The sequence below is a fragment of the Pseudomonas sp. AL03 genome (genome assembly GCF_029960815.1).
GTDB lineage: Bacteria > Pseudomonadota > Gammaproteobacteria > Pseudomonadales > Pseudomonadaceae > Aquipseudomonas.
Genome location: NZ_JASBRE010000032.1, coordinates 26172 through 49879, shown reverse-complemented (window position 1 = coordinate 49879; position 23708 = coordinate 26172). Strand labels below are relative to the sequence as shown.

General features: G+C 60.0%; 23 protein-coding genes. 15 read left to right on the top strand and 8 right to left on the bottom strand.

Going from position 1 to position 23708, the window contains the following annotated elements:
- Nucleotides 1–101 precede the first annotated feature (101 nt).
- Complete coding sequence (locus QK293_RS23610) at nt 102–1067, top strand: DJ-1/PfpI family protein (protein ID WP_282381661.1); 966 nt, start codon at nt 102–104, stop codon at nt 1065–1067.
- A 3-nt stretch (nt 1068–1070) separates the two neighbouring features.
- On the opposite strand, the gene QK293_RS23605 is transcribed toward QK293_RS23610, so the two are convergent.
- The gene (locus QK293_RS23605) at nt 1071–3470 is read right to left on the bottom strand and encodes a penicillin acylase family protein (RefSeq protein WP_282381659.1); all 2400 of its coding nucleotides are present in this window, start codon (nt 3468–3470) and stop codon (nt 1071–1073) included.
- A 108-nt stretch (nt 3471–3578) separates the two neighbouring features.
- Entirely contained in the window at nt 3579–4160 is a 582-nt protein-coding gene (locus tag QK293_RS23600; RefSeq protein WP_282381657.1) for a DUF6436 domain-containing protein, read from the bottom strand.
- Between the two features lie 97 nt (nt 4161–4257).
- Here QK293_RS23600 and QK293_RS23595 point away from each other — a divergent pair, with 97 nt between their 5' ends.
- Nucleotides 4258–5205 (top strand): alpha/beta hydrolase, encoded by a 948-nt coding sequence (locus QK293_RS23595; RefSeq protein WP_282381655.1) that lies wholly within the window; start codon nt 4258–4260, stop codon nt 5203–5205.
- 106 nt (nt 5206–5311) lie between these two features.
- On the opposite strand, the gene QK293_RS23590 is transcribed toward QK293_RS23595, so the two are convergent.
- The gene (locus tag QK293_RS23590; protein WP_282381653.1) at nt 5312–6064 is read right to left on the bottom strand and encodes a DUF2059 domain-containing protein; all 753 of its coding nucleotides are present in this window, start codon (nt 6062–6064) and stop codon (nt 5312–5314) included.
- A gap of 108 nt (nt 6065–6172) precedes the next feature.
- On the opposite strand from QK293_RS23590, the gene QK293_RS23585 reads away from it, so the two are divergent.
- Both QK293_RS23585 and QK293_RS23580 read left to right on the top strand, forming a co-directional pair.
- On the top strand, nt 6173–6805 hold the full coding sequence (locus tag QK293_RS23585) for a 2OG-Fe(II) oxygenase (RefSeq protein WP_282381651.1): 633 nt from the start codon (nt 6173–6175) through the stop codon (nt 6803–6805).
- Nucleotides 6806–6807: 2 nt separating this feature from the next.
- The gene (locus QK293_RS23580; protein WP_282381649.1) at nt 6808–7293 is read left to right on the top strand and encodes a DUF523 domain-containing protein; all 486 of its coding nucleotides are present in this window, start codon (nt 6808–6810) and stop codon (nt 7291–7293) included.
- Nucleotides 7294–7329: 36 nt separating this feature from the next.
- Here the strand turns inward: QK293_RS23580 and QK293_RS23575 are convergent, their stop codons facing one another.
- The gene (locus tag QK293_RS23575) at nt 7330–7917 is read right to left on the bottom strand and encodes a transporter substrate-binding domain-containing protein (RefSeq protein ID WP_282381647.1); all 588 of its coding nucleotides are present in this window, start codon (nt 7915–7917) and stop codon (nt 7330–7332) included.
- 135 nt (nt 7918–8052) lie between these two features.
- Here QK293_RS23575 and QK293_RS23570 point away from each other — a divergent pair, with 135 nt between their 5' ends.
- Nucleotides 8053–8478 carry a DUF4399 domain-containing protein gene (locus QK293_RS23570; protein WP_282381645.1) on the top strand — a complete coding sequence of 142 codons (426 nt, stop codon included), beginning with the start codon at nt 8053–8055 and terminating at the stop codon, nt 8476–8478.
- Nucleotides 8479–8540: 62 nt separating this feature from the next.
- On the opposite strand, the gene serA is transcribed toward QK293_RS23570, so the two are convergent.
- The gene (gene serA / locus QK293_RS23565) at nt 8541–9770 is read right to left on the bottom strand and encodes a phosphoglycerate dehydrogenase (RefSeq protein WP_282381643.1); all 1230 of its coding nucleotides are present in this window, start codon (nt 9768–9770) and stop codon (nt 8541–8543) included.
- Between the two features lie 363 nt (nt 9771–10133).
- Here serA and QK293_RS23560 point away from each other — a divergent pair, with 363 nt between their 5' ends.
- The 4 genes from QK293_RS23560 (at nt 10134) to QK293_RS23545 (ending at nt 14398) form a co-directional block, all read left to right on the top strand.
- Nucleotides 10134–11528, top strand: coding sequence for an FAD-binding oxidoreductase (locus tag QK293_RS23560; protein ID WP_282381641.1), 1395 nt, complete (start codon nt 10134–10136; stop codon nt 11526–11528).
- A gap of 36 nt (nt 11529–11564) precedes the next feature.
- Nucleotides 11565–12230, top strand: a complete 666-nt coding sequence (locus QK293_RS23555; protein WP_282381639.1) for a fumarylacetoacetate hydrolase family protein — start codon at nt 11565–11567, stop codon at nt 12228–12230.
- 191 nt (nt 12231–12421) lie between these two features.
- The gene (locus QK293_RS23550; protein WP_282381637.1) at nt 12422–13351 is read left to right on the top strand and encodes an SdiA-regulated domain-containing protein; all 930 of its coding nucleotides are present in this window, start codon (nt 12422–12424) and stop codon (nt 13349–13351) included.
- A gap of 129 nt (nt 13352–13480) precedes the next feature.
- Entirely contained in the window at nt 13481–14398 is a 918-nt protein-coding gene (locus QK293_RS23545; RefSeq protein ID WP_282381635.1) for an SdiA-regulated domain-containing protein, read from the top strand.
- Between the two features lie 122 nt (nt 14399–14520).
- Here the strand turns inward: QK293_RS23545 and rpiA are convergent, their stop codons facing one another.
- Nucleotides 14521–15192 (bottom strand): ribose-5-phosphate isomerase RpiA, encoded by a 672-nt coding sequence (gene rpiA / locus QK293_RS23540; protein ID WP_282381633.1) that lies wholly within the window; start codon nt 15190–15192, stop codon nt 14521–14523.
- Nucleotides 15193–15339: 147 nt separating this feature from the next.
- Here rpiA and ilvA point away from each other — a divergent pair, with 147 nt between their 5' ends.
- Together ilvA and QK293_RS23530 are read left to right on the top strand one after the other, a co-directional pair.
- Nucleotides 15340–16854: a threonine ammonia-lyase, biosynthetic gene (ilvA, locus tag QK293_RS23535; protein ID WP_282381631.1), complete on the top strand. Its 1515-nt coding sequence runs from the start codon at nt 15340–15342 to the stop codon at nt 16852–16854.
- A gap of 39 nt (nt 16855–16893) precedes the next feature.
- A complete protein-coding gene (locus tag QK293_RS23530; protein WP_282381629.1) occupies nt 16894–17319 on the top strand; it encodes a DUF2269 domain-containing protein in 426 nt (141 codons plus the stop codon).
- Between the two features lie 117 nt (nt 17320–17436).
- On the opposite strand, the gene QK293_RS23525 is transcribed toward QK293_RS23530, so the two are convergent.
- Entirely contained in the window at nt 17437–18093 is a 657-nt protein-coding gene (locus QK293_RS23525; RefSeq protein WP_282381627.1) for an HAD family hydrolase, read from the bottom strand.
- Between the two features lie 143 nt (nt 18094–18236).
- Here QK293_RS23525 and QK293_RS23520 point away from each other — a divergent pair, with 143 nt between their 5' ends.
- On the top strand, nt 18237–18716 hold the full coding sequence (locus QK293_RS23520) for an RNA pyrophosphohydrolase (protein WP_095083604.1): 480 nt from the start codon (nt 18237–18239) through the stop codon (nt 18714–18716).
- Between the two features lie 22 nt (nt 18717–18738).
- Nucleotides 18739–21018 (top strand): phosphoenolpyruvate--protein phosphotransferase, encoded by a 2280-nt coding sequence (ptsP, locus tag QK293_RS23515; protein WP_282381620.1) that lies wholly within the window; start codon nt 18739–18741, stop codon nt 21016–21018.
- A gap of 105 nt (nt 21019–21123) precedes the next feature.
- Here ptsP and QK293_RS23510 read toward each other — a convergent pair whose 3' ends face one another.
- Nucleotides 21124–21870 (bottom strand): NRDE family protein, encoded by a 747-nt coding sequence (locus QK293_RS23510; RefSeq protein WP_282381617.1) that lies wholly within the window; start codon nt 21868–21870, stop codon nt 21124–21126.
- A 120-nt stretch (nt 21871–21990) separates the two neighbouring features.
- Between QK293_RS23510 and QK293_RS23505 the strand changes: the two genes are divergently transcribed.
- Together QK293_RS23505 and lgt are read left to right on the top strand one after the other, a co-directional pair.
- Nucleotides 21991–22773, top strand: coding sequence for a sulfite exporter TauE/SafE family protein (locus QK293_RS23505; RefSeq protein ID WP_282381615.1), 783 nt, complete (start codon nt 21991–21993; stop codon nt 22771–22773).
- An 80-nt stretch (nt 22774–22853) separates the two neighbouring features.
- A complete protein-coding gene (gene lgt / locus QK293_RS23500; RefSeq protein WP_282381613.1) occupies nt 22854–23660 on the top strand; it encodes a prolipoprotein diacylglyceryl transferase in 807 nt (268 codons plus the stop codon).
- The last annotated feature ends 48 nt before the right edge of the window (nt 23661–23708 follow it).

The window sequence follows — 23708 nt, the reverse complement described above, 5'->3', positions numbered from 1 at the left end:
GCCACCGTGGCGCATTGACGCCTCGGCTTGGGCGAGTCCATCCAATTACAGATCGTGTGATGGCCGACTTTCATTTCAATACTTGGAAGGCGAATCTTGCCATGAGTAAAACCGTTGCCATCGTGGTGTTCGCAGGCGTTCAGTCCCTGGACGTCACCGGTCCCATGGATGTGTTTTCAGAAGCCAATCGTTTCCTCGAACCGCGCGATCACTATCGACTGGAGGTGATCGGCGTCGAGCGCGGGGTGATGCCGTGTTCGAACGGTTTGACACTCAATGCCCATCGGCATTTCAGCGAAGCGCTGGCGGCGTATGACTTGCTGTTGGTGGCCGGTGGGCCGCAGTTGCCGTTCATGGATTTCGGTGCGGCATTCGATGCCTGGCTGCGCGATGCCTGCGCGCTGGCGCAGCGTTTTGGCTCGATCTGCAACGGCGCGTTCATGCTTGCCCGGGCCGGGTTGCTGGAAGGGCGAACGGTCACCACCCACTGGGGCGACGCCGCGGCGCTGGCGCAGTTGTGCCCGTCGACTCAGATCGATGCTGATCGCCTTTACGTGCAGGACGGCGAGCTCTACACCTCGGCGGGTGTCACGGCGGGGATTGATCTGTCGCTGTACTTGCTGGCCAGGGATCACGGGCCGGAAGTCGCATTGAGTGTGGCAAAACGATTGGTGGTGTTCACTCAGCGCTCCGGCGGGCAGTCACAGTTCAGTCCATTCCTCACGCCACACGCCGAACCCACTTCTGCCGTTGCGTTGGTGCAGCTCTACGTGTTGGCCAACCTGACGGGCGACCTGACGATTGCCGACCTGGCCAACGCCGCCAACATGAGTGCCCGCAACTTTTCCAGGGTGTTTACCAAAGAGGCGAAAATCACCCCGGCGGAATTCGTCGAACGGGCCAGGGTGGATGCAGCGCGGGTGCTGCTTGAAAGCACACATTCACCGCTTAAAACCGTGGCCTATCAGTGCGGGTTTCGCGATGCCCAGCACATGCGCAGTGTGTTCAACCGCAGGCTGGGGGTGACGCCGCAGCAGTTCAGGTTGAACTTTGCGGCGATGGTTTGATTTTTAGGGTGCCGCCCGCGCCGGCAACAGCTTCAACGTACTGCGAGTATTGGCCGTGACTTCTTCATCATTGAGATGCGCCTGGTAGTAGATCCCTTCGATAAACGCCTCAGCCTGGTCGTCATAGTGGCTGTCGAACGGCACGCCGCTCTGGCCGACCGGGTTGATGGTCAGGCTGTGGGCCGGGTCGGCGAAGTCGATCAGGCGGCGGGTCGACGGACCATACGTCACCGGCCACGGCGCCGGACCGATCTTGGCCGAAAGGTTGTTCGGGACTTCGTGAGTGCCTGGCGCCGCGAACGGGCCGACATTAAAGAGACGATCCAGAGGCTTTTGCTGCCCCAGCGGATGGCCATGCGTCAGCGTGTGCGCCTTGCCCCACTGCCATTGCGCGAAATCGGCGCCGAGGGTGGTCTTGAGGTGAGCGATGCTCGCTTGCCACGCAACCTTGACCGTATCGGCGCGGGTTTCCTTGCCGAGGGTGTTGCGGTTGTCCCACCACGGCGAATCGGGGGTCGCGGCCAGTCGCGGTAATGCCGCATCAATCACCCGGGTCGACAGCAATGTTTCGAAGAAGTCATTGCCCAGCTCATCGTGCATCGTCGCGTCAGCCAGGTTGAACAGGAGCTGGTTGAACAGCGTGGCGCTGGTGGAATCGAGCGGGTAGTCGCCTTTCCACTGGGCCAGTTGCTCAACCAGTTTAAGCTCGGCGGGATCGCTCACTACTTCGCGCAATATCGGCAGCAGTGGCGCCAGCAGGCGCGGGCCGTAGGCGGTGGTGGTACCCAGTTGCAGCTTCTGGCTGGCGTCCAGATCCCACTTGATGGTTTTGTCGCTGAGCTGGCGATTAAGCTGCTGACCTCGATCGGCCAGGTTGTAATAACCGGGAACCTCCATGCCGGTTGGCGACACCGGTTGGAAGTTGGCCGAAACGATGTAACCGCGTGCCGGGTTCTCTTCCTGTGGGTTGGCGCTGAACGGGTAGAAACCTTCCTTGTCCGCTTCGGCGGTGCTGCCGTCGAGGATGAACTCCGGACGCACACCCGCCGGACGTTTTGGCAGTTGCGCTGCTGCCCACCAGCCGATGTCGCCCTTGGCGTTGGCCCAGACGATGTTCAGACCCGGCGTCTGAATCTTCGCCGCGGCACTGCGCGCCTTGGCTAGGGTGTCGGCGCGGTTGAGCTGGTAGAAGCCTTCAAGGATCGGATTCTGGCTTTCGAGAAAACCCCACCACATGGCGATCGGTGTTTTGCCGACGCTGCTGCCGAGCGCATCGTTGACGATCGGACCGTGGGGCGACTGGCGCAGCACCAGTGTTACCGGCGCCTGGCCCTTGACCGCGATCTGCTGTTCGCTGGTCACCATGTCCACCCACTTGCCGCGATACCAGACCTGATTGGGGTTGTCCGGGTTGACCTTCTCGGCGATCAGATCGAGGTCGTCGTTCTGGAACATGGTGATGCTCCAGCCGAAATCGCGGTTCATCCCGAGGGAGGCGAACGGCATCAACGCCTGATAGTGGCCGTAGAGCTCAAAGCCGGGCGCCGATAGGTGCGCTTCATACCACACCGACGGCGCGGAAAAGCGGATATGCGGGTCGCCGGCCAACAGCGGTTTGCCGCTTTTGGTTCGGCCTCCAGAGACGACCCAGGCGTTGCTGCCCTCGAACTGCGGCAAACCGTTGTCGGCGAGTGCCTGTTCGCTAAGGCGGGCGAGGGTGTTGAGGTCTTTCCAGTCGGTACTGGCGAGGGGCAGCGTGCTGCCGTTGAGCACACCTTTGGGCTGCCAGTCGAGATCGAAGACAGTCAGGTAGTTGGGTCCCAGCTGATCGCGCACGTAGGTCAGCAACGGTTCGGTGCGAAACGCCGCGGCAAAACTGTAGGCCATGTAGCCGGCGATGCCGATGGTGTCCTGAGCCGTGAATGGGCGTTTGGGGATGCCCAGAACATCAAACTCTGCGGGTTTTGGATGGCTGTCCTGATACTGGTTGATGCCGTCCAGATAGGCTTGCATGGCGATAAAGGCCGGCGATTGTTTGTCCAGATTCGCCAGGTAGGTGTCGGCGCGTTCACGAATGCGCAGGCTGCGCATCAGCTTGTCAGTGTCGAGCAGTTTCGGGCCCAGTACCTCGGCCAGCTCTCCGCGGGCGAGGCGGCGCAGGACTTCCATCTGAAATAGCCGGTCCTGGGCGTGCACGTACCCGAGGGCGCGGTACAGGTCGGTTTCGTTCTCCGCGCGGATGTGCGGGATGCCGCGCCCGTCGTAGCGCACGGTGACCGAACCTTGCAGGTGTTGCAGCTCCACCATGCCCTGGCGTGTCGGTTGCTTGCTGTAGACGTACCAACCTGCACCTGCGGCGAGCGCGACAATCAGCAGGGCCAGAACAGTCAGGCTACGTTTCATGGTGATTCCTTGTTGTTATAAGTGGCAGCAGTTCCCTGGCTGCACTGTTTAACACGGCTTGCCGGTATGGCCATCGCACTTAGGAGGGATTCGCGTCTCCAGTCAGCCTTACTTCGTTGTGTCGACGGGCCACGGGCAGTAACAACCCACCGCCAATGTATGCGTGGCATCCACCGCGCGGCCTTGGTTCAACGCTTGCAAGATCGGTTCAATAAAGCTGTTGTTCGAATTGCAGGTCAGGCCTTCGCTGTACGGGCCGAAATACGCCAGTTTGCCGCTGCGATCCCAAATCGCCACGGCCGGGCTGGCGGGGATCTGTTCGGAACCTGGGAGGATGGTGATGCTTTTCAGGCGGCTTAAAGTGCTCGGTAACTGACCGTGGCTGCCAGGCTTTTGTACCGCATAAAACTCCACGCCCTGCGGTACATAGTGCTCAACCAGTTCGCTCAGGTGCTGTTGGTTACCGACATTGCACGGGCAGGCCGGGTCCCAGAAGTGCACGAGGCGGATGGCGCCGGGGCCGGCGAGGTTGTCGGGCAGGCGCAGCGGGTCACCGGAGAACACCGCAGTGTGCTCGCTAAACGCTCGCAGGTAGCGACCCTGAAACCAGTCGTAAGCAACCCACAGCACGCCGGCACACACGAGGGCGAGCAGGCTGGCAAGCAGTGTGGCGCGGTAGGGCGAGCGCATGGATTTCGGTCCTCGAAGGTGCGCTAGCTTGCCATGCTTGCCGCGACAGATGAATATCGCAGGCCCATAAAGTCCGTTTCACGTTCTGGAATTGCTCATGTCTGCCACTTTCGACCCCGATCATCTGCGTGCCAGCCTGCGGCCACTGTCCGACAGGCAGCCGCTGTCGGTAGAAGCGCTGGCTTACCAGCGCTTCTACGGGCTGGATTTTGCCGGGCGTAGCGTGCGCAGTGGCCTTGGGCGTTTCGAGGTCGATGGTTATGAAGTGGTCAGCCAGGTCTGGTGGCCCGAGCGGGCGAAGGCGACGCTGTTTTTGTTCCACGGCTTTTACGATCACACCGGACTTTACCGGCATGTGATCGAGTGGGCGCTGGATCAGAATTTTGCGGTGATTGCCTGCGACCTGCCGGGACACGGGCTGTCCAGTGGCGAACGGGCCAGCATCAAGGATTTCGCCGAGTATCAGGACACATTGCAAAGATTGTTCACCGAGGCGCAATCCCTTGATCTGCCGCAACCGTGGCACCTGTGCGGGCAAAGCACTGGCGGCGCGATCGTGATTGATCATGTGCTCAATCAGGGCGCCAGCAGTCCGGCCCAGGGGCAAGTCATCCTGCTGTCACCCCTGGTGAGGCCGCGCGCCTGGGGCTGGTCGCAGCTCAGCTATTACCTGCTCAAACCTTTCGTCAAAGCCATCGCCCGGCGCTTCAGCGAGAACTCCAACGACCCGGATTTTTTGCCCTTCCTGCAAGCCGATCCATTGCAGCCGCTACGTCTGCCGACTGCCTGGGTCGGTGCTTTGGCGCGGTGGATCAAACGCATCGAAGCTGCACCGAACAGTCCGCGGAGACCGTTGATTGTTCAGGGGCAGGCGGACATGACGGTGGATTGGGGGCATAACCTTGAGGTGTTGCGGGGCAAGTTCGATCGGCCGCAGGTGCTGATGTTGCCCGAGGCGCGGCATCACCTGGCGAATGAGACGCTGGCGTTGCGGCGGGAGTATTTCGGGTTTTTGACTAAACGAATTAAAGGCCGGAATCTCTAGCGGCAGTTATGGCCTCTTCGCGGGCAAGCCTCGCTCCTACAATTGGAATGCATTTCCCTGTAGGAGCGAGGCTTGCCCGCGAAAGCAATCTCAAAGGCGCTGCAGATTACTGGGTGAGGCTCGGCGTACTCTGCCCCACCGCCAGCCCCGCCCGAATCGCCGCCAATGCTGCCTGGTAATAAGCCTTGCCCTCGGTGGACTCGGCGAAGGTCGCGAACTCTTCCAGTTCTTCATCCGACAGGTCGCGATAGACATACAACAGTGTGTTGTTCAGGTCGCTGCCAATCTGGTCCATCAAGCGCTGGCGCTGGCCGTTCAACATGCCTTGAGCCTGACCACCGCCGAGCAGGCCGGGGATCATCGAACTGAGGCTGTCGGCCGCGACACCAGCAATCGCCAGGCTGACTTCAGCGCCAGCCTCGCGAGCGGGCAGGGCCTGTGCCAGATGGCCGATGATCAACAGGCGGCTGTCGCTGGCCTGGATCTTGGGTAAACCCTTGGCGTTTTTTGCCAGCTGATCACGACGGGTCGCGAGCAATTCGGCGGCAACGATTTTCTTGCCCAGGGGTGACTGAAAGAACGCCAGCGCGGGTTTTGGATCGGCAAGGGTCTTGCGCAATTGCGCCTCGGCGCGCTGGTCCACGGCCTGAGGGGCAAAGCGCTGATTACTGTTGTTCACCAACGCCTGGAAAACGGCCGGTGGCAGGCTGTTCTGATACCGCTGCTGAGCGGCCGAGAGAGCGTCGTTGAAATGCGCGCGTTGTTCTGGCCAACCGGCGACCTTGTACAACTGGTCGTGGCCGTCTGCCCAAGCAGGCATAACGCAGAACATCAGCATTGAAAAAAGCAAACGGCGCATAGGGACTCCTGTCAGCAGGCGACTATTCTCCGTGCGGCATACGGACTTGTCGAGAATTCGTATCAAGCCGCTGCGCGGCTCTGTCGGATTTTCGGGCACAGGAATACTATGCGCGCCATGCCAATACCCTCTGATCACCCGCTGCTGTTACGTATCGTCGACGACCTGGCTGAACACGGCTGGTCGCAGCAGAATATTTTCCTGCCCAAGGCTCTGACCCTGGAATTGGCGGCTGAGTGCCGTAAACGTGCTGCCGAGGGTGAATTGGTCCCGGCCGCCGTGGGGCGCGGGCCGACAACCGAAATTCGCGAGGGGATTCGCGGTGACCATATCCAGTGGATCGAGCCCGGCCAGGCCGATGCTTGCGACAGCTATCTTGAGTTGATGGACAGCCTGCGCGAGGCGATGAATCGCGGTTTGTTTTTGGGCCTGGAAGATTTCGAAAGCCATTTCGCCCTGTACCCGCCCGGCGCTTTCTACCTCAAGCATGTCGACCGTTTTCGTGACGATGACCGGCGCAGGGTGTCGGCGGTGGTTTACCTCAATGACGCCTGGCTGCCCGAGCACGGCGGCCAGTTGCGCCTGTACCTTGATGAAGGTGTCGAATACGATGTAGTCCCTACCGGCGGATGCCTGGTGGTGTTCCTGTCGGGCGAGGTGCCCCACGAAGTCCTGCCCGCGATCCGAGATCGCCTGTCGTTGACCGGTTGGTTCCGGCGTCGTGGCAACGAGCCGTTCTGATCATGCAGAAAATTCTGGTAAGCCGCTGTCTGCTGGGCCACCGCGTACGTTACGACGGCGGCGCCAGCGGGCCTTTCGATCAACTTCAGCAGTGGCTTGATGAAGGTCGGGTGGTGCCGTTGTGTCCGGAGGTGGCCGGTGGCTTGCCGACGCCAAGGGCGGCGGCGGAGATTCCGGGCGGGCAGGGTGGTGAAGTGCTTGATGGCCACGCCTTTGTGATCACCACCGAGGGCGAGGACGTCAGCGCCGAGTTTCTCTCGGGGGCTTATCAGGCGTTGGAACGGGTGCAAAAGCTCGGCATCAGGATCGCCGTGCTCAAGGCCAATAGCCCGTCTTGCGGGAACTTGTTGACCTATGACGGGACGTTTAGTGGTGTGAAGGTCAGTGGTGAAGGTGTTACTGCGGCGTTGCTCAAGCGTCACGGTGTCCAGGTTTTCAGCGAGCTGGAGTTGGCTGAAGCGTCGCAGGCTCTGGCAACACTCAGCTAACAACCTGCACAAACCACTGTGGGAGCCAGCCTGAAATCAGGGTTTGGGCGCCACACTCGTATCCGCCCCCAACCACTTCTGCGACAACGCTTCCAGTCGCCCATCCGCCTTGATCCGCTGCAGCGCGTTTTCCAGGCTGGCATGAAACGCCGGGTTACCCTTCTGAAACGGAATCGCCAGGCTCACGGTCGGGCCGACTTTCGGCTTCTCTTCGGTCAAGGCTTGCACCAGCAGCATCGAGCGCGGTTGCTCTTCCTTCTGCGCGATCAATTGCGCATGGGTGTAGCTGTAAGGTTCGCTGAAGTCGAAACGATCCTTGAGGTCCGGGGTCACTGCTATGTGGTTGATGGCGACGTCGTACTTGCCGGTTTCAACGCCTTGCAACAGATCGCTGGAGTCGGTAATGACGAAGTCGGCCCGTACATCCAATTCGTTGGCCAGCAGTTGGCCCAATTCGACTTCGAAGCCCGTTAGTTTGCCATCATCCTTGAAATTGAACGGCGGTGTATTAGCCTCAAGAGCAATGCGCAATTCGCCACGGTCGTTTACATCGTCAATCAGTTCGGCATGAGCCAAAGGGCTCAAAAGAGGTAGCAGGCAGATCAGGCCAGGCAAAAAACGCATGGTCACTCCTTTGGATTCATTATCGCGATGCTCTGGTTCAGGCTCGCTTTGCTATGGTTGTCGAATACCTTCGACAACGAATGGCCGTGAAGTTGTCATGGTCACGCGGATTTTACGAAAAAACTGGAGAAGAGAATGAAAACCTTTATGTCACGAGCAGCATTGGCTGGCCTGTTGCTGGGGGCTTCGATGCTGGCAACGGCTGCCACACCGGCTCCCAAGGGTGCAGAAGTGTCCATCGTTTCTCCCGCGGACGGTGCCACGGTCCCGCAAACCTTCATCGTCAAGTTCGCCGTCGAGAACGTCGCGCTGGCGCCCGCGGGCGATGTCACCAAAAACACCGGCCATCACCATTTGCTGATCGATGTCGACAAGCTGCCTGCCAAAGACGCACCGATTCCGAATGATGCCAACCATATGCACTTCGGCAAGGCGCAGACCCAGGCTGAAGTCAAATTGACACCGGGCAAGCACACCTTGCAGCTCGAGTTGGGCGACAGCGGTCACCTGCCGTTCGATCCGCCAATCGTTTCAAAAAAAATCACCGTCAACGTCAAGTAACGTTGTCGCGCGCATGAAAAAGGGAGACTCGAAAGTCTCCCTTTTTGTCACTCAAGTCGCTATCAGAACAACACGCGGCAACGAATGGTGCCGTTGATGTGCTGCAGCTTCTCTTGCGCCATTTCCGAGTAATCGGCGTCGACGTCGATCACGACGTAGCCGACTTTCTCGTTGGTCTGCAGGAACTGACCGGAAATGTTGATGCCGTTTTCGGCGAAGACCTTGTTGATCTCGCTCATCACACCCGGAATGTTCTCGTGGATGTGCAGCAGACGGTGCTTGCCAGGGTGAGCCGGCAGCGCTACTTCCGGGAAGTTCACCGACGAAACCGACGTACCGTTGTCGCTGTACTTGACCAGCTTCTCTGCCACTTCCAGACCGATGTTGGCTTGCGCTTCAGCGGTGGAACCGCCGATGTGCGGGGTCAGGATCACGTTGTCCAGGCCACGCAGCGGGCTTGCGAACTCTTCATCGTTGGAGCGAGGCTCCACCGGGAATACGTCGATGGCCGCGCCGATCAGGTGCTTGTCCTTGATTGCGTCCGCCAGGGCGTCCAGCTCGACCACGGTGCCGCGAGCAGCGTTGATCAGGATGCCGCCCTTCTTGATCGCGCGGATTTCCTTCTCGCCGATCATCCACTGGGTCGCAGCGGTTTCCGGAACGTGCAGGGTGACGATGTCGGACATGCCCAGCAGCTCGGTCAGGCTGGCAACTTGCGTCGCGTTGCCCAATGGCAGCTTGGTCACGGTGTCGTAGAAGTACACCTGCATGCCCAGGCCTTCAGCCAGGACCGACAATTGAGTACCAATCGAACCGTAACCCACGATGCCGAGCTTCTTGCCGCGGATTTCGAAGGAGTTGGCTGCGCTCTTGATCCAGCCGCCACGGTGGCAGGAAGCGTTCTTCTCAGGAATGCCGCGCAACAACAGGATCGCCTCTGCCAGCACCAGCTCCGCTACGGAACGCGTGTTGGAGTACGGTGCGTTGAACACCGCGATGCCGCGTTCGCGAGCCGCGTTGAGGTCGACCTGGTTGGTGCCGATGCAGAAACAGCCGACAGCCACCAGTTTCTTCGCCTGATCGAAGATCTCTTCGGTCAGTTGAGTGCGGGAGCGAATGCCGATGAAGTGCGCATCAGCGATCTTTTCCTTCAGCTGGGCTTCCGGCAGAGAACCAGTGAGGTACTCGATGCTGGTGTAGCCCGCCGACTTGAGGACGTCGACAGCCGATTGGTGGACGCCTTCGAGAAGAAGGAACTTGATCTTGCTCTTATCGAGAGAAGTCTTGCTCATCTGCGTAAACCTGTATCCCGGAGAAAAATGGCAGGAAATAGTCAGGGTGCCCTGTCTTATACGTACTGTTCCTTTTTGACGGCGTCTGTTGTCGTCATGCTGCGTTGCCGCTCCTCGCCATAGCCAGCTATGACTCGTCGCGGCGCCTTGCTTGACGGCAACAGCCACTCGTCAAAAGAGGAACGTACGTATAAAACAGGGCACAGAACGCTGACCCGGACGACAAGAATGCCGTCGCCGCAGAACAGCCGTTGGGCACTATGCTGCGGGGTCGGTATGCTAGCATATGCACCCCGCTAAACACTCATTCCTGCGACGTGAAGCGTTCTCAGGATGACCATGAATTGTTCGAGAGTTCTGTCGATGACCAATCCTGCCCTGATTGAAGAGCTGAAGACCCTGGTTGAGCCTGGCAAGGTGCTGACCGATGCCGACTCCCTGAATGCTTACGGTAAGGATTGGACCAAGCATTTCGCCCCGGCCCCAACCGCCATCGTGTTCCCCAAGACCGCCGAGCAGGTTCAGGCCATTGTCCGTTGGGCCAATGAACATAAAATTGCGCTGGTGCCGTCCGGCGGTCGCACCGGGCTTTCCGCCGCTGCCGTGGCGTCCAATGGCGAAGTCGTCGTGTCCTTCGACTACATGAACCAGATCCTCGACGTGAACCTGACCGACCGCACAGCGGTCTGCCAGCCAGGCGTGGTCACCGAACACCTGCAGAACGTCGCCGAAGAAAAAGGCCTTTACTACCCGGTGGACTTCGCTTCGGCAGGTTCCAGCCAGATCGGCGGCAATATCGGCACCAATGCCGGCGGGATCAAGGTCATTCGCTACGGCATGACCCGCAACTGGGTCGCGGGCATGAAAGTCGTCACCGGCAAAGGCGATCTGCTGGAGCTGAACAAAGACCTGATCAAGAACGCCACGGGTTACGACTTGCGTCAGTTGTTTATCGGCGCCGAAGGTACCCTCGGTTTTGTGGTCGAAGCCACCATGCGTCTGGACCGCGCGCCGAAAAACCTCACCGCCATGGTCCTCGGCACGGCCGATTTCGACTCGATCATGCCGGTGTTGCACGCGTTCCAGAGCAAGCTCGACCTGACCGCCTTCGAATTTTTCTCCGACAAAGCATTGGCCAAGGTGATGGCGCGCGGCGACGTGCCGGCGCCTTTCGAGTCCGATTGCCCGTTCTACGCGCTGCTGGAATTCGAAGCGACCACCGAAGAAGTGGCCAACCACGCCCTGGAAACCTTCGAGCACTGCGTCGAGCAGGGCTGGGTGCTGGACGGCGTGATGAGCCAGAGCGAAACCCAGCTGCAGAACCTCTGGAAGCTGCGCGAATACATCTCCGAGACCCTCTCGCACTGGACGCCGTACAAGAACGACATTTCGGTCACTGTGTCGAAAGTCCCGGCGTTCCTGAAGGAAATCGACGCGATCGTCGGCGAACACTACCCGGATTTCGAAATCGTCTGGTTCGGCCACATCGGCGACGGCAACCTGCACTTGAACATCCTCAAGCCGGAAAACCTGAGCAAGGACGAGTTCTTTGCCAAGTGCGCGACCGTCAACAAGTGGGTGTTCGAAACCGTCGAGAAGTACAACGGCTCGATTTCCGCCGAACATGGCGTGGGCATGACCAAGCGTGACTACTTGACCTACAGCCGCTCACCGGTTGAGATCGAGTACATGAAAGCCGTCAAAGCGGTGTTCGACCCGAACGGCATCATGAACCCGGGCAAGATTTTCGCTGTTTGACTTTTGAATTTAAGAGCTACGAAACAGGAGTCGGTAATGAGCTATCAGCACCAGTATGTCGACGGTACGCGTATTCACTTTCCGCTCGGGAAGGTGGTGTGCATCGGCCGCAACTACGCCGAACACGCCAAGGAGCTGGACAACCCGGTGCCTACAGAACCGCTGCTGTTCATTAAGCCGGGCAGTTGCGTCGTGCCGCTGGAAGGCGGTTTCAGCATTCCGGCCGAACGGGGTTCGGTGCATTACGAAGCGGAAATCGCGGTGTTGATCGGCAAGCCATTGTCGACCAAGCCAAACCGTGAAGAAGTACTCGATGCTATCTCCGGCTTCGCTCCGGCTCTGGACCTGACGCTGCGCGACAAGCAGGCCGAGCTGAAATCCAAGGGCCTGCCGTGGGAAATCGCCAAGTCCTTCGACGGTGCGGCGGTGATTGCGCCCTTCGTGTCCGGCAGCACGTTCGCTGACCTGACCGACATCGGCATCCGCCTGACCATCAATGGTGAAGTCCGCCAGGACGGCAACAGCAGCGCGATGCTCAACCCGATCGTGCCGATGATCCAGCACATGGCCGGCTGCTTCTCGCTGCAGGCCGGTGACGTGATCCTGACGGGTACGCCGGTTGGCGTCGGTCCGCTGAATGTCGGTGATGAGCTGGTGCTGGAATTGCCAGGCGCCAGCAGCTTCACCAGCAGCGTCCGCTAGTCAAGACACCGCAAAACCCTGTGGGAGCAAGCTCGCTCCCACATTGGTTTTTGTGATCGGCAGTAAAAGGGCTTTCCCGTCATTTCCCGTTTTTTTCACATCTCGTCTGGATAATTCCGGGACCTGCGGCGTCTGAGCCGGTCCCAATTATGCTATTACCCTTAGCCTGAATTTCTGGAACGCATCCCTCGATGGTCACCCAACCGCTGCCCACGCTTAAAACTGCCCGCCGCTCGCGCTTTGTCATGCGTTGGTATTCCTGGCTTTTGCTGGGGGTCGCTGCCGCATATGGCCTCGCGTTTGCGATGCACTGGGATGACCGTGGTGTGCTCTGGGTGCTGGAGCGTTTCGAAAGCCCCACCGAACGTCAGGAGAGCATCTGGCTGCCGGATTACCGGGCCGTGATCGACGCCAAAGTGCTGCCGGGCATGGAGAAGGACGAAGCGTCGGACCTGGCCTACGATCCGCAGTCCAAAACCCTGTTTTCGGTCATGGGCAAAAATCCGTTCCTGGTCGAACTGACTTTGCAGGGTGACGTGCTGCGCAAGATGCCGCTGGTGGGCTGGAGCAATCCGGAAGGGGTGACCGCGATGGGTAACGGTCTGCTGGCCATCGTCGATGAGCGCGAACACATGCTCTCCATCGTCAAGGTTGACGCCGACACCCGCGAGCTGAATATCGCCAACTTCCCGAAATACGACCTGGGCCCTTCGAAAGACCAGAACAAGGCCTTCGAAGCCATTGTCTGGGACTCGCGCAATCAGCAAATGTTGCTGGGTGAAGAGCGTCCACCGGCGTTGTTTACCTGGAAAAGCAACGATGGCCAGACACTCACCGGCGACAAGCAGAAACTCGCCAATGACGAACTGGACATCCGCAACCTCTCGGCCCTGGCCATCGACCCGCGCACCGGTCACACCCTGGTGTTGTCCGCCGACTCCCACTTGCTGCTGGAGCTGGACGAGAAGGGCGAGCAGGTCAGCTTCATGACCCTGCTGGGCGGCTTCAATGGTCTGAAGAAAACCATCCCTCGCGCCGAAGGCGTGACCATGGACGATGCGGGTACGCTGTACATGGTGAGCGAATCGAACCTGTTCTACCGTTTCGAAAAACAGAAATAAGCCCGTCGTGAGGGTGGCGCGCGGTCGCTTGTTGGGGTAAACCTGCGGGGCCGCGGCCACTGGCCATTAAGCTTCAATTCAGGCTGGCGTGGTATTTCATCCGCCTGTTCTGTTCTCGAGCTTGCCTGAATGCGCCGACTTGCCCGCCCCAAACCCCTGATGTTGATCCTGTCGGTGATTGCCCTGATCGCGCTGATTGCGGTCGGCCAGTACCTGCGCCTGTTCGAGCGCGGCTGGTTCAATCTGCACACGCTCTGGCAGCCGACGAACGATCAGTCCATCGCTCTGGATCACTATCAGGTAACGGTCGAGGCGCGAGTCATTGAAGGGCTGGATGACGATGTTTCGGCGTTGACCTTCGATCCGGTGCGCAAAAGCCTGTTCACCGTCACCAACAAAAACTCTGAGCTGATCGAGCTGTCTCTGGACGGCCAGATTCTTCGACGCATTGCGCTGGTCGGGTTTGGCGATCCGGAAGCCGTAGAATTCATCAGCGCCGACACGTACGTGATCACTGACGAGCGCGAGCAGCGGCTGATCAAGATCCATCTGGAGAAGGACACAACGTTCCTCGACGCAGCGGATGCCGAGCAGATGACCCTTGGCGTGCACATGAGCAGCAATAAGGGCTTCGAAGGTCTGGCGTACGACTCGGTGGGCAAGCGGTTGTTTGTCGCCAAGGAACGCGACCCGATGCTGATCTATGAAGTGCAGGGCTTTCCGCATTACAACCCGGAAAAATCCTACGCGGTGCACGTGGTGAACAACCCCAAGCGCGATGCCGGGATGTTCGTGACGGACCTGTCGAGCCTGCAATACGACGAGCGCAGCGGCCATCTGCTGGCGTTGTCGGATGAGTCGCGACTGATTCTGGAACTGGATGTGAACGGGCGACCGCTGAGCACCCTGTCACTGAGCAAGGGCCGTCAGGGGTTGCAGAAGACGGTGCCGCAAGCGGAAGGGATCGCCATGGATGACGACGGTACGATGTACCTGGTGAGCGAGCCGAACCTGTTTTACACCTTCAAAAAACCACCACAACCCTAACCAACACCCCAAATCCCTGTAGGAGCAGAGCTTGCTCGCGAAGAGGCCGTAACATTCAACATCTCTGTCGACTGTTACGGCCTCTTCGCGAGCAAGCTCTGCTCCTACGGAAGTGCAGGGGTTCAGGCCTTGAGGGTTTTCACGCCTTCGCTGGTGCCCAGCAGCAACAGATCCGCCGGACGTGCCGCGAACAAACCGTTGGTGACCACGCCGACGATGGCGTTGATCTGCGTCTCCAACTCCACCGGGTTGGTGATCTGCATGTTGAAAACGTCGAGGATAATGTTGCCGTTGTCGGTCAGCACGCCTTCACGGTAGACCGGGTCGCCGCCGAGCTTCACCAGCTCGCGGGCCACGTGGCTGCGGGCCATCGGGATCACTTCCACGGGCAGCGGGAACGCACCGAGCACCGGCACCAGTTTGCTGGCGTCGGCGATGCAGATGAAGGTCTTGGCCACGGCCGCCACAATCTTCTCGCGGGTCAGGGCTGCGCCGCCGCCCTTGATCAGGTTCAGGTGCTCGTCGCTTTCATCGGCGCCGTCGACGTAGAACTCCAGGTCGCTGACGGTATTGAGCTCATACACCGGAATGCCGTGGCCCTTGAGGCGGGCGGCGGTGGCTTCGGAACTGGCGACCGCGCCGTCAAATGCGCCCTTGTGCTGGGCCAGCGCGTCGATGAAGCAGTTGGCGGTGGAGCCGGTGCCGACCCCGACGATGCTCTTGTCGTCGAGTTTCGGGAGGATGAAGTCGACGGCGGCCTGAGCCACTGCCTGTTTGAGTTGATCCTGGGTCATGCGGGCTCCGAAGCGGGCAAGGGGAGAACGGAAAGGCCGGCATTATAGCCCCATGCCGGGCTAAAACCTCTTGATTCGTGTGGTCGCCCGCCCGAAAGCCGGGTTAGACTCCTTGGCCCTGCCCAACCCGCTCAGTGATGCTTTCCGATGCTCGAACAGTACGTCAAAAAGATCCTCACCTCGCGCGTTTATGACGTTGCCGTAGAAACCCCATTGCAGACTGCCCGCCAGCTCTCCGAGCGGCTGGGCAATCATATTTGGCTCAAGCGCGAAGACTTGCAGCCCGTGTTCTCGTTCAAGATTCGCGGCGCCTACAACAAGCTGACCCAGCTGAGCGATGAAGAGCGCGCTCGCGGTGTCGTGACCGCGTCGGCGGGCAACCATGCGCAAGGCCTGGCCCTGGCGGCAAAGGTGTTGGGCGTGAAAGCGACCATCGTCATGCCCAAGACCACCCCGGAAATCAAAGTCGAAGGCGTGCGCTCGCGCGGCGGCAAAGTGGTGCTGCACGGGGATTCGTTCCCGGAAGCCCTGGCCTACTCGCTGAAACTGGTCGACGAAAAAGGCTACGTCTACATCCACCCGTACGACGATCCCCACACCATTGCCGGGCAGGGCACGGTGGCGATGGAGATTCTGCGTCAGCACCCTGGGCGTCTGGATGCGATTTTCGTCCCGGTGGGCGGCGGAGGGCTGATCGCCGGGATCGCGGCGTACGTGAAGTACCTGCGCCCGGAAATCAAAATCATCGGCGTCGAGCCGGATGATTCCAACTGCCTGCAAGCGGCCATGGCCGCTGGCGAGCGCGTGATCTTGCCGACCGTAGGCCTCTTCGCCGACGGCGTCGCAGTGGCGCAGATTGGTCAGCACACCTTCGATATCTGCAAAGACTATGTTGATGAAGTGATCACCGTCAGCACTGATGAGATCTGTGCGGCGATCAAGGACATCTACGACGATACCCGCTCGATCACCGAACCTGCTGGCGCCTTGGGTGTGGCCGGGATCAAGAAATACGTCGAGCAACGCGGCGTCACCGGTCACACCTTTGTGGCCATCGACTCTGGCGCCAACGTCAACTTCGACCGCCTGCGCCACGTCGCCGAGCGTGCCGAGCTGGGCGAAGGTCGCGAGGCCATCATCGCCGTGACCATCCCCGAGAAACCGGGCAGCTTCAAGGCGTTCTGCGAAGCCATCGGCAAGCGCCAGATCACCGAATTCAACTACCGCTACAACACCGGCAGCGAAGCGCACATCTTCGTGGGCGTGCAGACGCATCCGGAAACCGACCCGCGCAGTGCGCTGCTTGCCAGCCTGACCGAGCAGGGTTTTCCGGTGCTTGATCTCACCGACAACGAATTGGCCAAGTTGCACATCCGCCACATGGTTGGCGGGCGTGCCGCCCATGTGGTCGATGAAGTGGTGCTGCGCTTTGAGTTCCCGGAGCGTCCGGGCGCGCTGTTCAACTTCCTCAACAAGCTCGGCGGGCGCTGGAACATCTCGATGTTCCACTACCGCAACCATGGCGCGGCGGATGGCCGTGTGGTCGCGGGCCTGCAAGTGCCTCACGATGAACGCCATCTGGTGCCCGCAGCACTGGAAGAAATCGGCTACCCGTACTGGGACGAAAGCGACAACCCGGCCTATCAGTTGTTTCTCGGCTGAGCGGCTACGCTGATGGGCAAGCCATAAGGAAATCGAACAATGGAAACGTTAACCGCCCTGAAAGTGGCTCACATCGTGGCAACAGTGCTGCTGTTGATCAGCGCGTTGGGTCTGGCGATTTGGGTCTGGCGTACGCGCCGTAACGGTGATGCGACGGCTCACACGCGCACGTTGCAGCGACCGCGAGTGTTTATCTGGCTGGTGATGGGGCTGGCGCTGCTGAGCATGCCGTTTACCGGCTGGTGGATGGTGCATCTGGTGGGCTGGCCGCTGGGGCAGACCTGGTTGCTGGCGTCCAGTGTGCTTTACACCGTCGCGGCGTTGGGCTGGTTCTGGCTGTTGGTGCGGCTTAACAAGCTGCGCAAGACGCCTGGTGGAAACGGCAAATTCACTTTTGCCCTCGCACTGTTCAGCTTCGTCTGTTTTATCGCGATTGCGGGGTTGATGGGCGCGAAGCCGGTTTAGCGCAGAATCGGTAGCAGCTGCCGAGGCACGAGGCTGCGATGGGCTGCGAAGCGGCCCCATGGGCGGTCCTGCGGACCGCAACGCAGCCTCGTACCTCGGCAGCTGCTACAGGCGGTATCAGCCGCGCAGAGTAATTACCGGCCAGCCACGCTTCTCGGCTTCGGCGCGCAAATTCGGATCAGGATCAACCACAACCGGATTCGCAACCTGCTCAAGAAGCGGCAAATCATTCATCGAGTCGCTATAGAAATAGCTGTCTTCCAGCGAATACCCAGTCTCTTCCAGCCAACGATTCAACCGCGTCACCTTGCCTTCACGAAAGCACGGCACGTCGGTGCTGCGCCCGGTGTAGCGGCCATCAACCATTTCACATTCGGTGGCGATCAGGGTTTCGACAGCCAAGCGCTCGGCAATCGGTCCGGTGACGAAGCGGTTCGTGGCGGTGATGATCACCAGTTTGTCGCCGGCCTCACGGTGCTTGGCCAGCAGTTCGATAGCCTTGGGCAACACAATCGGCTCAATGCAATCGCGCATGTAATCAAGATGCCATTGATCCAGCGTGGCCATTTCGGTACGGCCGAGGACTTCCAGGCAGAAGTTCAGGTAGGCATCGTTATCCAGCTTGCCGGCCAGGTAATCCTGATAGAACTCGTCGTTGCGCGCCTTGTAGGCGACGGCGTCGAGGAAGCCGCGTTCGCACAGGTAATCGCCCCAGGCGTGGTCACTGTCACCGCCCAAGAGCGTGTTGTCCAAGTCGAATAAAGCCAGCCGCATTGCAGTTACTCGCTGAAAAGTCTGTAGAAAGGCGTCCAGAATACGGACTTTTCACAAGAGTGCACATAAGGTAGACCGGTTCGTTGCTGCTATCACAACCTTTGTGGAACAATGCGGCGACATGCGTTTGCGAGGTTGTTGCCGTGATCGACCCCGATGGTTTCCGCCCCAATGTCGGGATCATTCTCACGAATGATGCCGGACAGGTGCTATGGGCTCGCCGTATCAATCAAGATGCCTGGCAGTTTCCACAGGGCGGGATCAACCCCCAGGAGACGCCGGAAGACGCCTTGTACCGCGAGTTGAACGAAGAAGTGGGTCTTGAGCGCGAAGATGTTGAAATTCTCGCCTGCACCCGGGGCTGGTTGCGCTATCGTTTGCCGCAACGTCTGGTCAGGACACACAGCCAACCGCTGTGCATCGGCCAGAAACAGAAATGGTTTCTCCTGCGCCTGGTCTCCAACGAGCAGCGGGTGCGGATGGATTTGACCGGTAAACCGGAATTCGATGGCTGGCGCTGGGTCAGTTATTGGTATCCGTTGGGCCAGGTGGTGACATTCAAGCGCGAGGTGTATCGACGCGCTCTCAAAGAGCTTGCCCCGCGCCTTTTAACGCGCGACTGACGACGGAGTTCGACCCCGAGCCATGCTCAATACGCTGCGCAAGATCGTCCAGGAAGTTAACTCCGCCAAGGATCTCAAGGCGGCGTTGGGCATTATTGTATTGCGCGTCAAAGAGGCCATGGGCAGCCAGGTCTGCTCGGTCTATCTGCTTGACCCCGAGACCAACCGCTTCGTGCTGATGGCCACCGAGGGCTTGAACAAGCGCTCGATCGGCAAAGTCAGCATGGCGCCCAACGAAGGTCTGGTCGGCCTGGTCGGCACGCGTGAAGAACCCCTTAACCTCGAAAACGCTGCGGATCACCCGCGCTACCGTTACTTCGCCGAAACGGGTGAAGAGCGCTACGCCTCATTCCTCGGGGCACCGATCATTCACCACCGCCGCGTTGTCGGCGTGTTGGTCATCCAGCAAAAAGAACGCCGTCAGTTCGATGAGGGCGAAGAAGCCTTCCTCGTGACCATGAGCGCACAGCTCGCCGGCGTTATCGCTCACGCCGAGGCCACCGGTTCGATTCGTGGCCTGGGCCGTCAGGGCAAAGGTATTCAGGAAGCAAAGTTCGTCGGCGTACCGGGTTCGCCGGGTGCGGCGGTCGGTACTGCGGTGGTCATGCTGCCGCCGGCCGATCTGGATGTGGTGCCGGACAAGACCATCACCGACATTGCCGCGGAACTCGGTCTGTTCAAGACGGCTATCGAAGGCGTGCGCGCCGACATGCGCGCCTTGTCCGCCAAGTTGGCGAACCAGTTGCGCCCGGAAGAGCGCGCGCTGTTCGATGTCTACCTGATGATGCTCGACGATGCCTCGCTCGGCAGCGAAATCACCACGGTGATCAAGACCGGTCAGTGGGCCCAGGGCGCGTTGCGTCAAGTGGTCACCGAACACGTCAACCGTTTCGAATTGATGGACGACGCCTACCTGCGTGAGCGCGCCTCCGACGTCAAAGACCTTGGTCGCCGCTTGTTGGCTTATTTGCAGGAAGAGCGTCAACAGACCCTGGTTTACCCCGACAACACCATTCTGATCAGCGAAGAACTGACGCCGGCGATGCTCGGCGAGGTGCCGGAAGGCAAGCTGGTCGGTCTGGTCTCGGTACTCGGTTCCGGCAACTCCCACGTGGCGATCCTTGCGCGCGCCATGGGCATTCCGACGGTGATGGGCCTGGTCGACCTGCCGTATTCGAAAGTCGACGGCATCCAGATGATCGTCGACGGCTACCACGGCGAGGTCTACACCAACCCCAGCGAAGTGCTGCGCAAGCAGTTCGCCGAAGTGGTCGAGGAAGAGAAGCAACTGTCCCTCGGGCTGGACGCACTGCGGGACTTGCCGTGCGTGACCCTCGATGGTCACCGCATGCCGCTGTGGGTCAACACTGGCCTGCTGGCGGATGTGGCGCGGGCGCAGAAGCGTGGCGCTGAGGGTGTCGGTCTGTACCGCACCGAAGTGCCGTTCATGATCAACCAGCGCTTCCCGAGCGAAAAAGAGCAACTGGCGATCTATCGCGAGCAACTCGCCGCGTTCCACCCGCAACCCGTGACCATGCGCAGCCTGGACATCGGCGGTGACAAGTCGCTGTCGTACTTCCCGATCAAGGAAGACAACCCGTTCCTCGGCTGGCGCGGTATTCGCGTCACGCTCGACCACCCGGAAATCTTCCTGGTCCAGACTCGCGCCATGCTCAAGGCCAGCGAGGGCTTGAACAACCTGCGGATTCTGCTCCCGATGATCTCCGGCACCCACGAACTGGAAGAAGCCCTGCACCTGATTCACCGGGCCTGGGGTGAAGTCCGCGACGAAGGCTGCGACGTGCCTATGCCGCCGATCGGCGTGATGATCGAAATTCCGGCGGCGGTTTATCAGACCAAGGAACTGGCGCGGCAAGTGGACTTCCTGTCGGTCGGCTCCAATGACCTGACCCAGTACCTGTTGGCGGTGGACCGAAACAACCCGCGTGTAGCCGACCTCTACGACTACCTGCACCCAGCGGTGCTGCAAGCCCTTCAGAGCGTGGTGCGTGACGCTCATGCCGAAGGCAAGCCAGTGAGTATCTGCGGTGAGATGGCCGGCGATCCGGCGGCGGCGGTGCTGTTGATGGCGATGGGCTTCGACAGCCTGTCGATGAACGCCACCAACTTGCCGAAAGTGAAGTGGATGCTGCGTCAGATCAACCTGAGCATGGCCACGGAATTACTGGCCGAGCTGATGACCATCGACAACCCGCAAGTTATCCACAGCTCGCTGCAGTTGGCGCTGAAGAACCTTGGGTTGGCGCGGATGATCAATCCGGCTTCGGCTAAAACTCTCTAAGCCTGCATTGGCCTCTTCGCGGGCAAGCCTCGCTCCTACAGGGATTAGGTGATCCTTGTAGGAGCGAGGCTTGCCCGCGAAGGCGTCCTCGAATACGCCACAAATCTAAACCCTGACCTCAACTTCCCCCAAATGCCCCCCATACGGCCCGAAACTCCGTTCAACCATCCACCGCGTCCCATCCGCTTGAACAATCAACGCCGTACTCGCCCGGGTCCCATAAGTCGGGCTGGCAATAAACACACTCGACAACAGCGTCTCGGTTGCCAACCCGACCCCGGTATCCGGCAGTTCGGCAAACGTCGCCGTCTGCGGATCATTCAGCAACGCCAGTAGCGCCTGGGGCTGCGGATCTTCCAGCACTTCCTCCAGCGCTGCCCGTGCCTTGAGCAGTTTCGGCCACGGCGTATCCAGTCCCGCGTTCGACAACCCATAAACCCCCGGTGGCAGCATCACCGCCTCAGTCTCCCGGGCATTGAAGTGCCACAGTTCGTTGGCATTGCCGATCAACAGATTAAATCCGGCATATTCCAGCGAACGTGCGACAACGTCGCTTAAGTAGTCATCTATCGGCATACCCCCGCTAAGAAACCGCGCCACCAGCTCTCCTCGTGACGTGCGCGCAGGTGGCTGATGCGGATCGCGGATATTGGTCAGCGCGGCGAAGCGTCCATTGGCGCCAACACCGAGCCAGGTGCCCCCAGCCTCCAGATCGCGACCGGCATGAACGTGCGGTGCTTCGGGCCATTGCGCCAGAGGCAGGCTGGGCCGGGCGTAGAACTCGTCGCGGTTGGCCGCCACGATCAGCGGCTGGGCGTGACCCGGTCGCCAGGCGAAAACAATCAGGCACATAAGGTGGTCCTTGTGTGTTTTCTGCCCACTCTACTCAGTCATCGTGCGGGTATCCATCGCCATCCAGTGGAGCTTGAGGCCATGCATCCGTTACCATGCCGCTCTCATTTGGGGATGCGCATGGAATTTCTTCTCTATCTGGCACTCGGCGCCTGTGCAGGTGTGCTGGCCGGGCTGTTCGGGGTCGGCGGCGGGATCATTATCGTTCCGGTGCTGGTATACAGTTTCACCTTGCAGGGTTTCGATGCGTCGATCCTCACGCACCTGGCGGTCGGCACGTCCCTGGCGACAATCATCTTTACCTCGGTCAATGCGATCCGCGAACATCACCGCCGCGGCGCCGTGCGTTGGCCAATTTTTGCCTGGATGACCCTTGGTATTCTCATCGGTGCCGGTTTCGGCGCGTTGACGGCTGAGGCGATCTCCGGGCCAAACTTGCAGAAAATCATCGGCGTATTTGCACTGATCATCGCCGTTCAGCTCGCCTTGGACTTCAAGCCCAAGGCTAGCCGAACGGTGCCCGGTAAAGTCGGTCTGACCGTGGCCGGCAGTGTGATTGGCTGGGCGTCGGCGATTTTCGGGATTGGCGGCGGTTCGCTGACGGTGCCGTTCCTGACCTGGCGCAGCGTGCCGATGCAGCAAGCGGTGGCGACTTCATCCGCCTGCGGTCTGCCGATCGCCTTGTCCAGTGCATTATTTTTCATGATTCTGGGCTGGCACGATCCATTGCTGCCGGCCCATAGTCTCGGTTTTATTTATTTGCCGGCGCTGCTGGGGATCGCCCTGACCAGCATGGTCTTCGCCCGCCTCGGCGCGCGACTGGCCCACAGCCTGTCGCCGAAGTTGCTGAAAAGACTGTTTGCCGCTTTGCTGTTCTGCGTGGGCCTGAGCTTTTTGCTCTGACGCGTACCGCAATCCTGGCTTAATCCTGGCGTGGCAGCGTCGCCCGGGAATTTTGGTTTCAACTCTAACAAGGAGTCGCAATGCTGCCTTACCCGCAAATCGACCCGGTGGCATTGGCCATCGGTCCGCTGAAAATCCACTGGTACGGCTTGATGTACCTGATCGGCATCGGCGGCGCCTGGCTGCTGGCGTCCCGCCGGTTGAACCGTTTCGACCCGACCTGGAGCAAAGAGAAACTCTCCGACATGGTCTTCTGGATGTCGATGGGCGTTATCGTCGGCGGGCGTCTGGGCTACGTGCTGTTCTACGATCTGAATGCTTATCTGGCCAACCCGACGTTGATTTTCGAGGTCTGGAAGGGCGGCATGTCGTTCCACGGCGGCTTTATCGGCGTGATGCTGGCAGCAATGTGGTTCGGTAAAAAGAACGGTAAGTCGTTCTTCCAACTGATGGACTTCGTCGCACCGATGGTGCCGATCGGCCTGGGTGCCGGGCGCATCGGTAACTTCATCAACGCCGAGTTGTGGGGCAAGGCGACCGACGTGCCGTGGGCGATGGTCTTCCCGACCGATCCGGCGCAACTGGCGCGTCACCCGTCACAGCTGTATCAGTTCGCGCTCGAAGGCCTAGCACTGTTCGCCATTCTCTGGTTGTTCTCGCGCAAGCCGCGGCCGACCATGGCGGTGTCCGGGATGTTTGCGCTGTTCTATGGCATCTTCCGTTTCATCGTTGAATTCGTCCGGGTGCCGGACGCGCAACTGGGCTATCTGGCCTGGAACTGGCTGACCATGGGTCAAGTACTGTGCGTACCGATGATCGTCGGCGGTCTGTTCCTGATCTGGCTGGCGTATCACCGTGCACCGGTGGCTCCAGCGGCGGCTGTATAAATTCGAACCCCGGGGCGACGGTCCCGGGTTCAAGGACACAGGTAATTC

Coding starts and splice junctions, on each gene's coding strand:
- QK293_RS23610 (WP_282381661.1), top strand. CDS start 102: ATGAGTAAAACCGTTGCCATCGTGGTGTTCGCAGGCGTTCAGTCCCTG.
- QK293_RS23605 (WP_282381659.1), bottom strand. CDS start 3,470: ATGAAACGTAGCCTGACTGTTCTGGCCCTGCTGATTGTCGCGCTCGCC.
- QK293_RS23600 (WP_282381657.1), bottom strand. CDS start 4,160: ATGCGCTCGCCCTACCGCGCCACACTGCTTGCCAGCCTGCTCGCCCTC.
- QK293_RS23595 (WP_282381655.1), top strand. CDS start 4,258: ATGTCTGCCACTTTCGACCCCGATCATCTGCGTGCCAGCCTGCGGCCA.
- QK293_RS23590 (WP_282381653.1), bottom strand. CDS start 6,064: ATGCGCCGTTTGCTTTTTTCAATGCTGATGTTCTGCGTTATGCCTGCT.
- QK293_RS23585 (WP_282381651.1), top strand. CDS start 6,173: ATGCGCGCCATGCCAATACCCTCTGATCACCCGCTGCTGTTACGTATC.
- QK293_RS23580 (WP_282381649.1), top strand. CDS start 6,808: ATGCAGAAAATTCTGGTAAGCCGCTGTCTGCTGGGCCACCGCGTACGT.
- QK293_RS23575 (WP_282381647.1), bottom strand. CDS start 7,917: ATGCGTTTTTTGCCTGGCCTGATCTGCCTGCTACCTCTTTTGAGCCCT.
- QK293_RS23570 (WP_282381645.1), top strand. CDS start 8,053: ATGAAAACCTTTATGTCACGAGCAGCATTGGCTGGCCTGTTGCTGGGG.
- serA (WP_282381643.1), bottom strand. CDS start 9,770: ATGAGCAAGACTTCTCTCGATAAGAGCAAGATCAAGTTCCTTCTTCTC.
- QK293_RS23560 (WP_282381641.1), top strand. CDS start 10,134: ATGACCAATCCTGCCCTGATTGAAGAGCTGAAGACCCTGGTTGAGCCT.
- QK293_RS23555 (WP_282381639.1), top strand. CDS start 11,565: ATGAGCTATCAGCACCAGTATGTCGACGGTACGCGTATTCACTTTCCG.
- QK293_RS23550 (WP_282381637.1), top strand. CDS start 12,422: ATGGTCACCCAACCGCTGCCCACGCTTAAAACTGCCCGCCGCTCGCGC.
- QK293_RS23545 (WP_282381635.1), top strand. CDS start 13,481: ATGCGCCGACTTGCCCGCCCCAAACCCCTGATGTTGATCCTGTCGGTG.
- rpiA (WP_282381633.1), bottom strand. CDS start 15,192: ATGACCCAGGATCAACTCAAACAGGCAGTGGCTCAGGCCGCCGTCGAC.
- ilvA (WP_282381631.1), top strand. CDS start 15,340: ATGCTCGAACAGTACGTCAAAAAGATCCTCACCTCGCGCGTTTATGAC.
- QK293_RS23530 (WP_282381629.1), top strand. CDS start 16,894: ATGGAAACGTTAACCGCCCTGAAAGTGGCTCACATCGTGGCAACAGTG.
- QK293_RS23525 (WP_282381627.1), bottom strand. CDS start 18,093: ATGCGGCTGGCTTTATTCGACTTGGACAACACGCTCTTGGGCGGTGAC.
- ptsP (WP_282381620.1), top strand. CDS start 18,739: ATGCTCAATACGCTGCGCAAGATCGTCCAGGAAGTTAACTCCGCCAAG.
- QK293_RS23510 (WP_282381617.1), bottom strand. CDS start 21,870: ATGTGCCTGATTGTTTTCGCCTGGCGACCGGGTCACGCCCAGCCGCTG.
- QK293_RS23505 (WP_282381615.1), top strand. CDS start 21,991: ATGGAATTTCTTCTCTATCTGGCACTCGGCGCCTGTGCAGGTGTGCTG.
- lgt (WP_282381613.1), top strand. CDS start 22,854: ATGCTGCCTTACCCGCAAATCGACCCGGTGGCATTGGCCATCGGTCCG.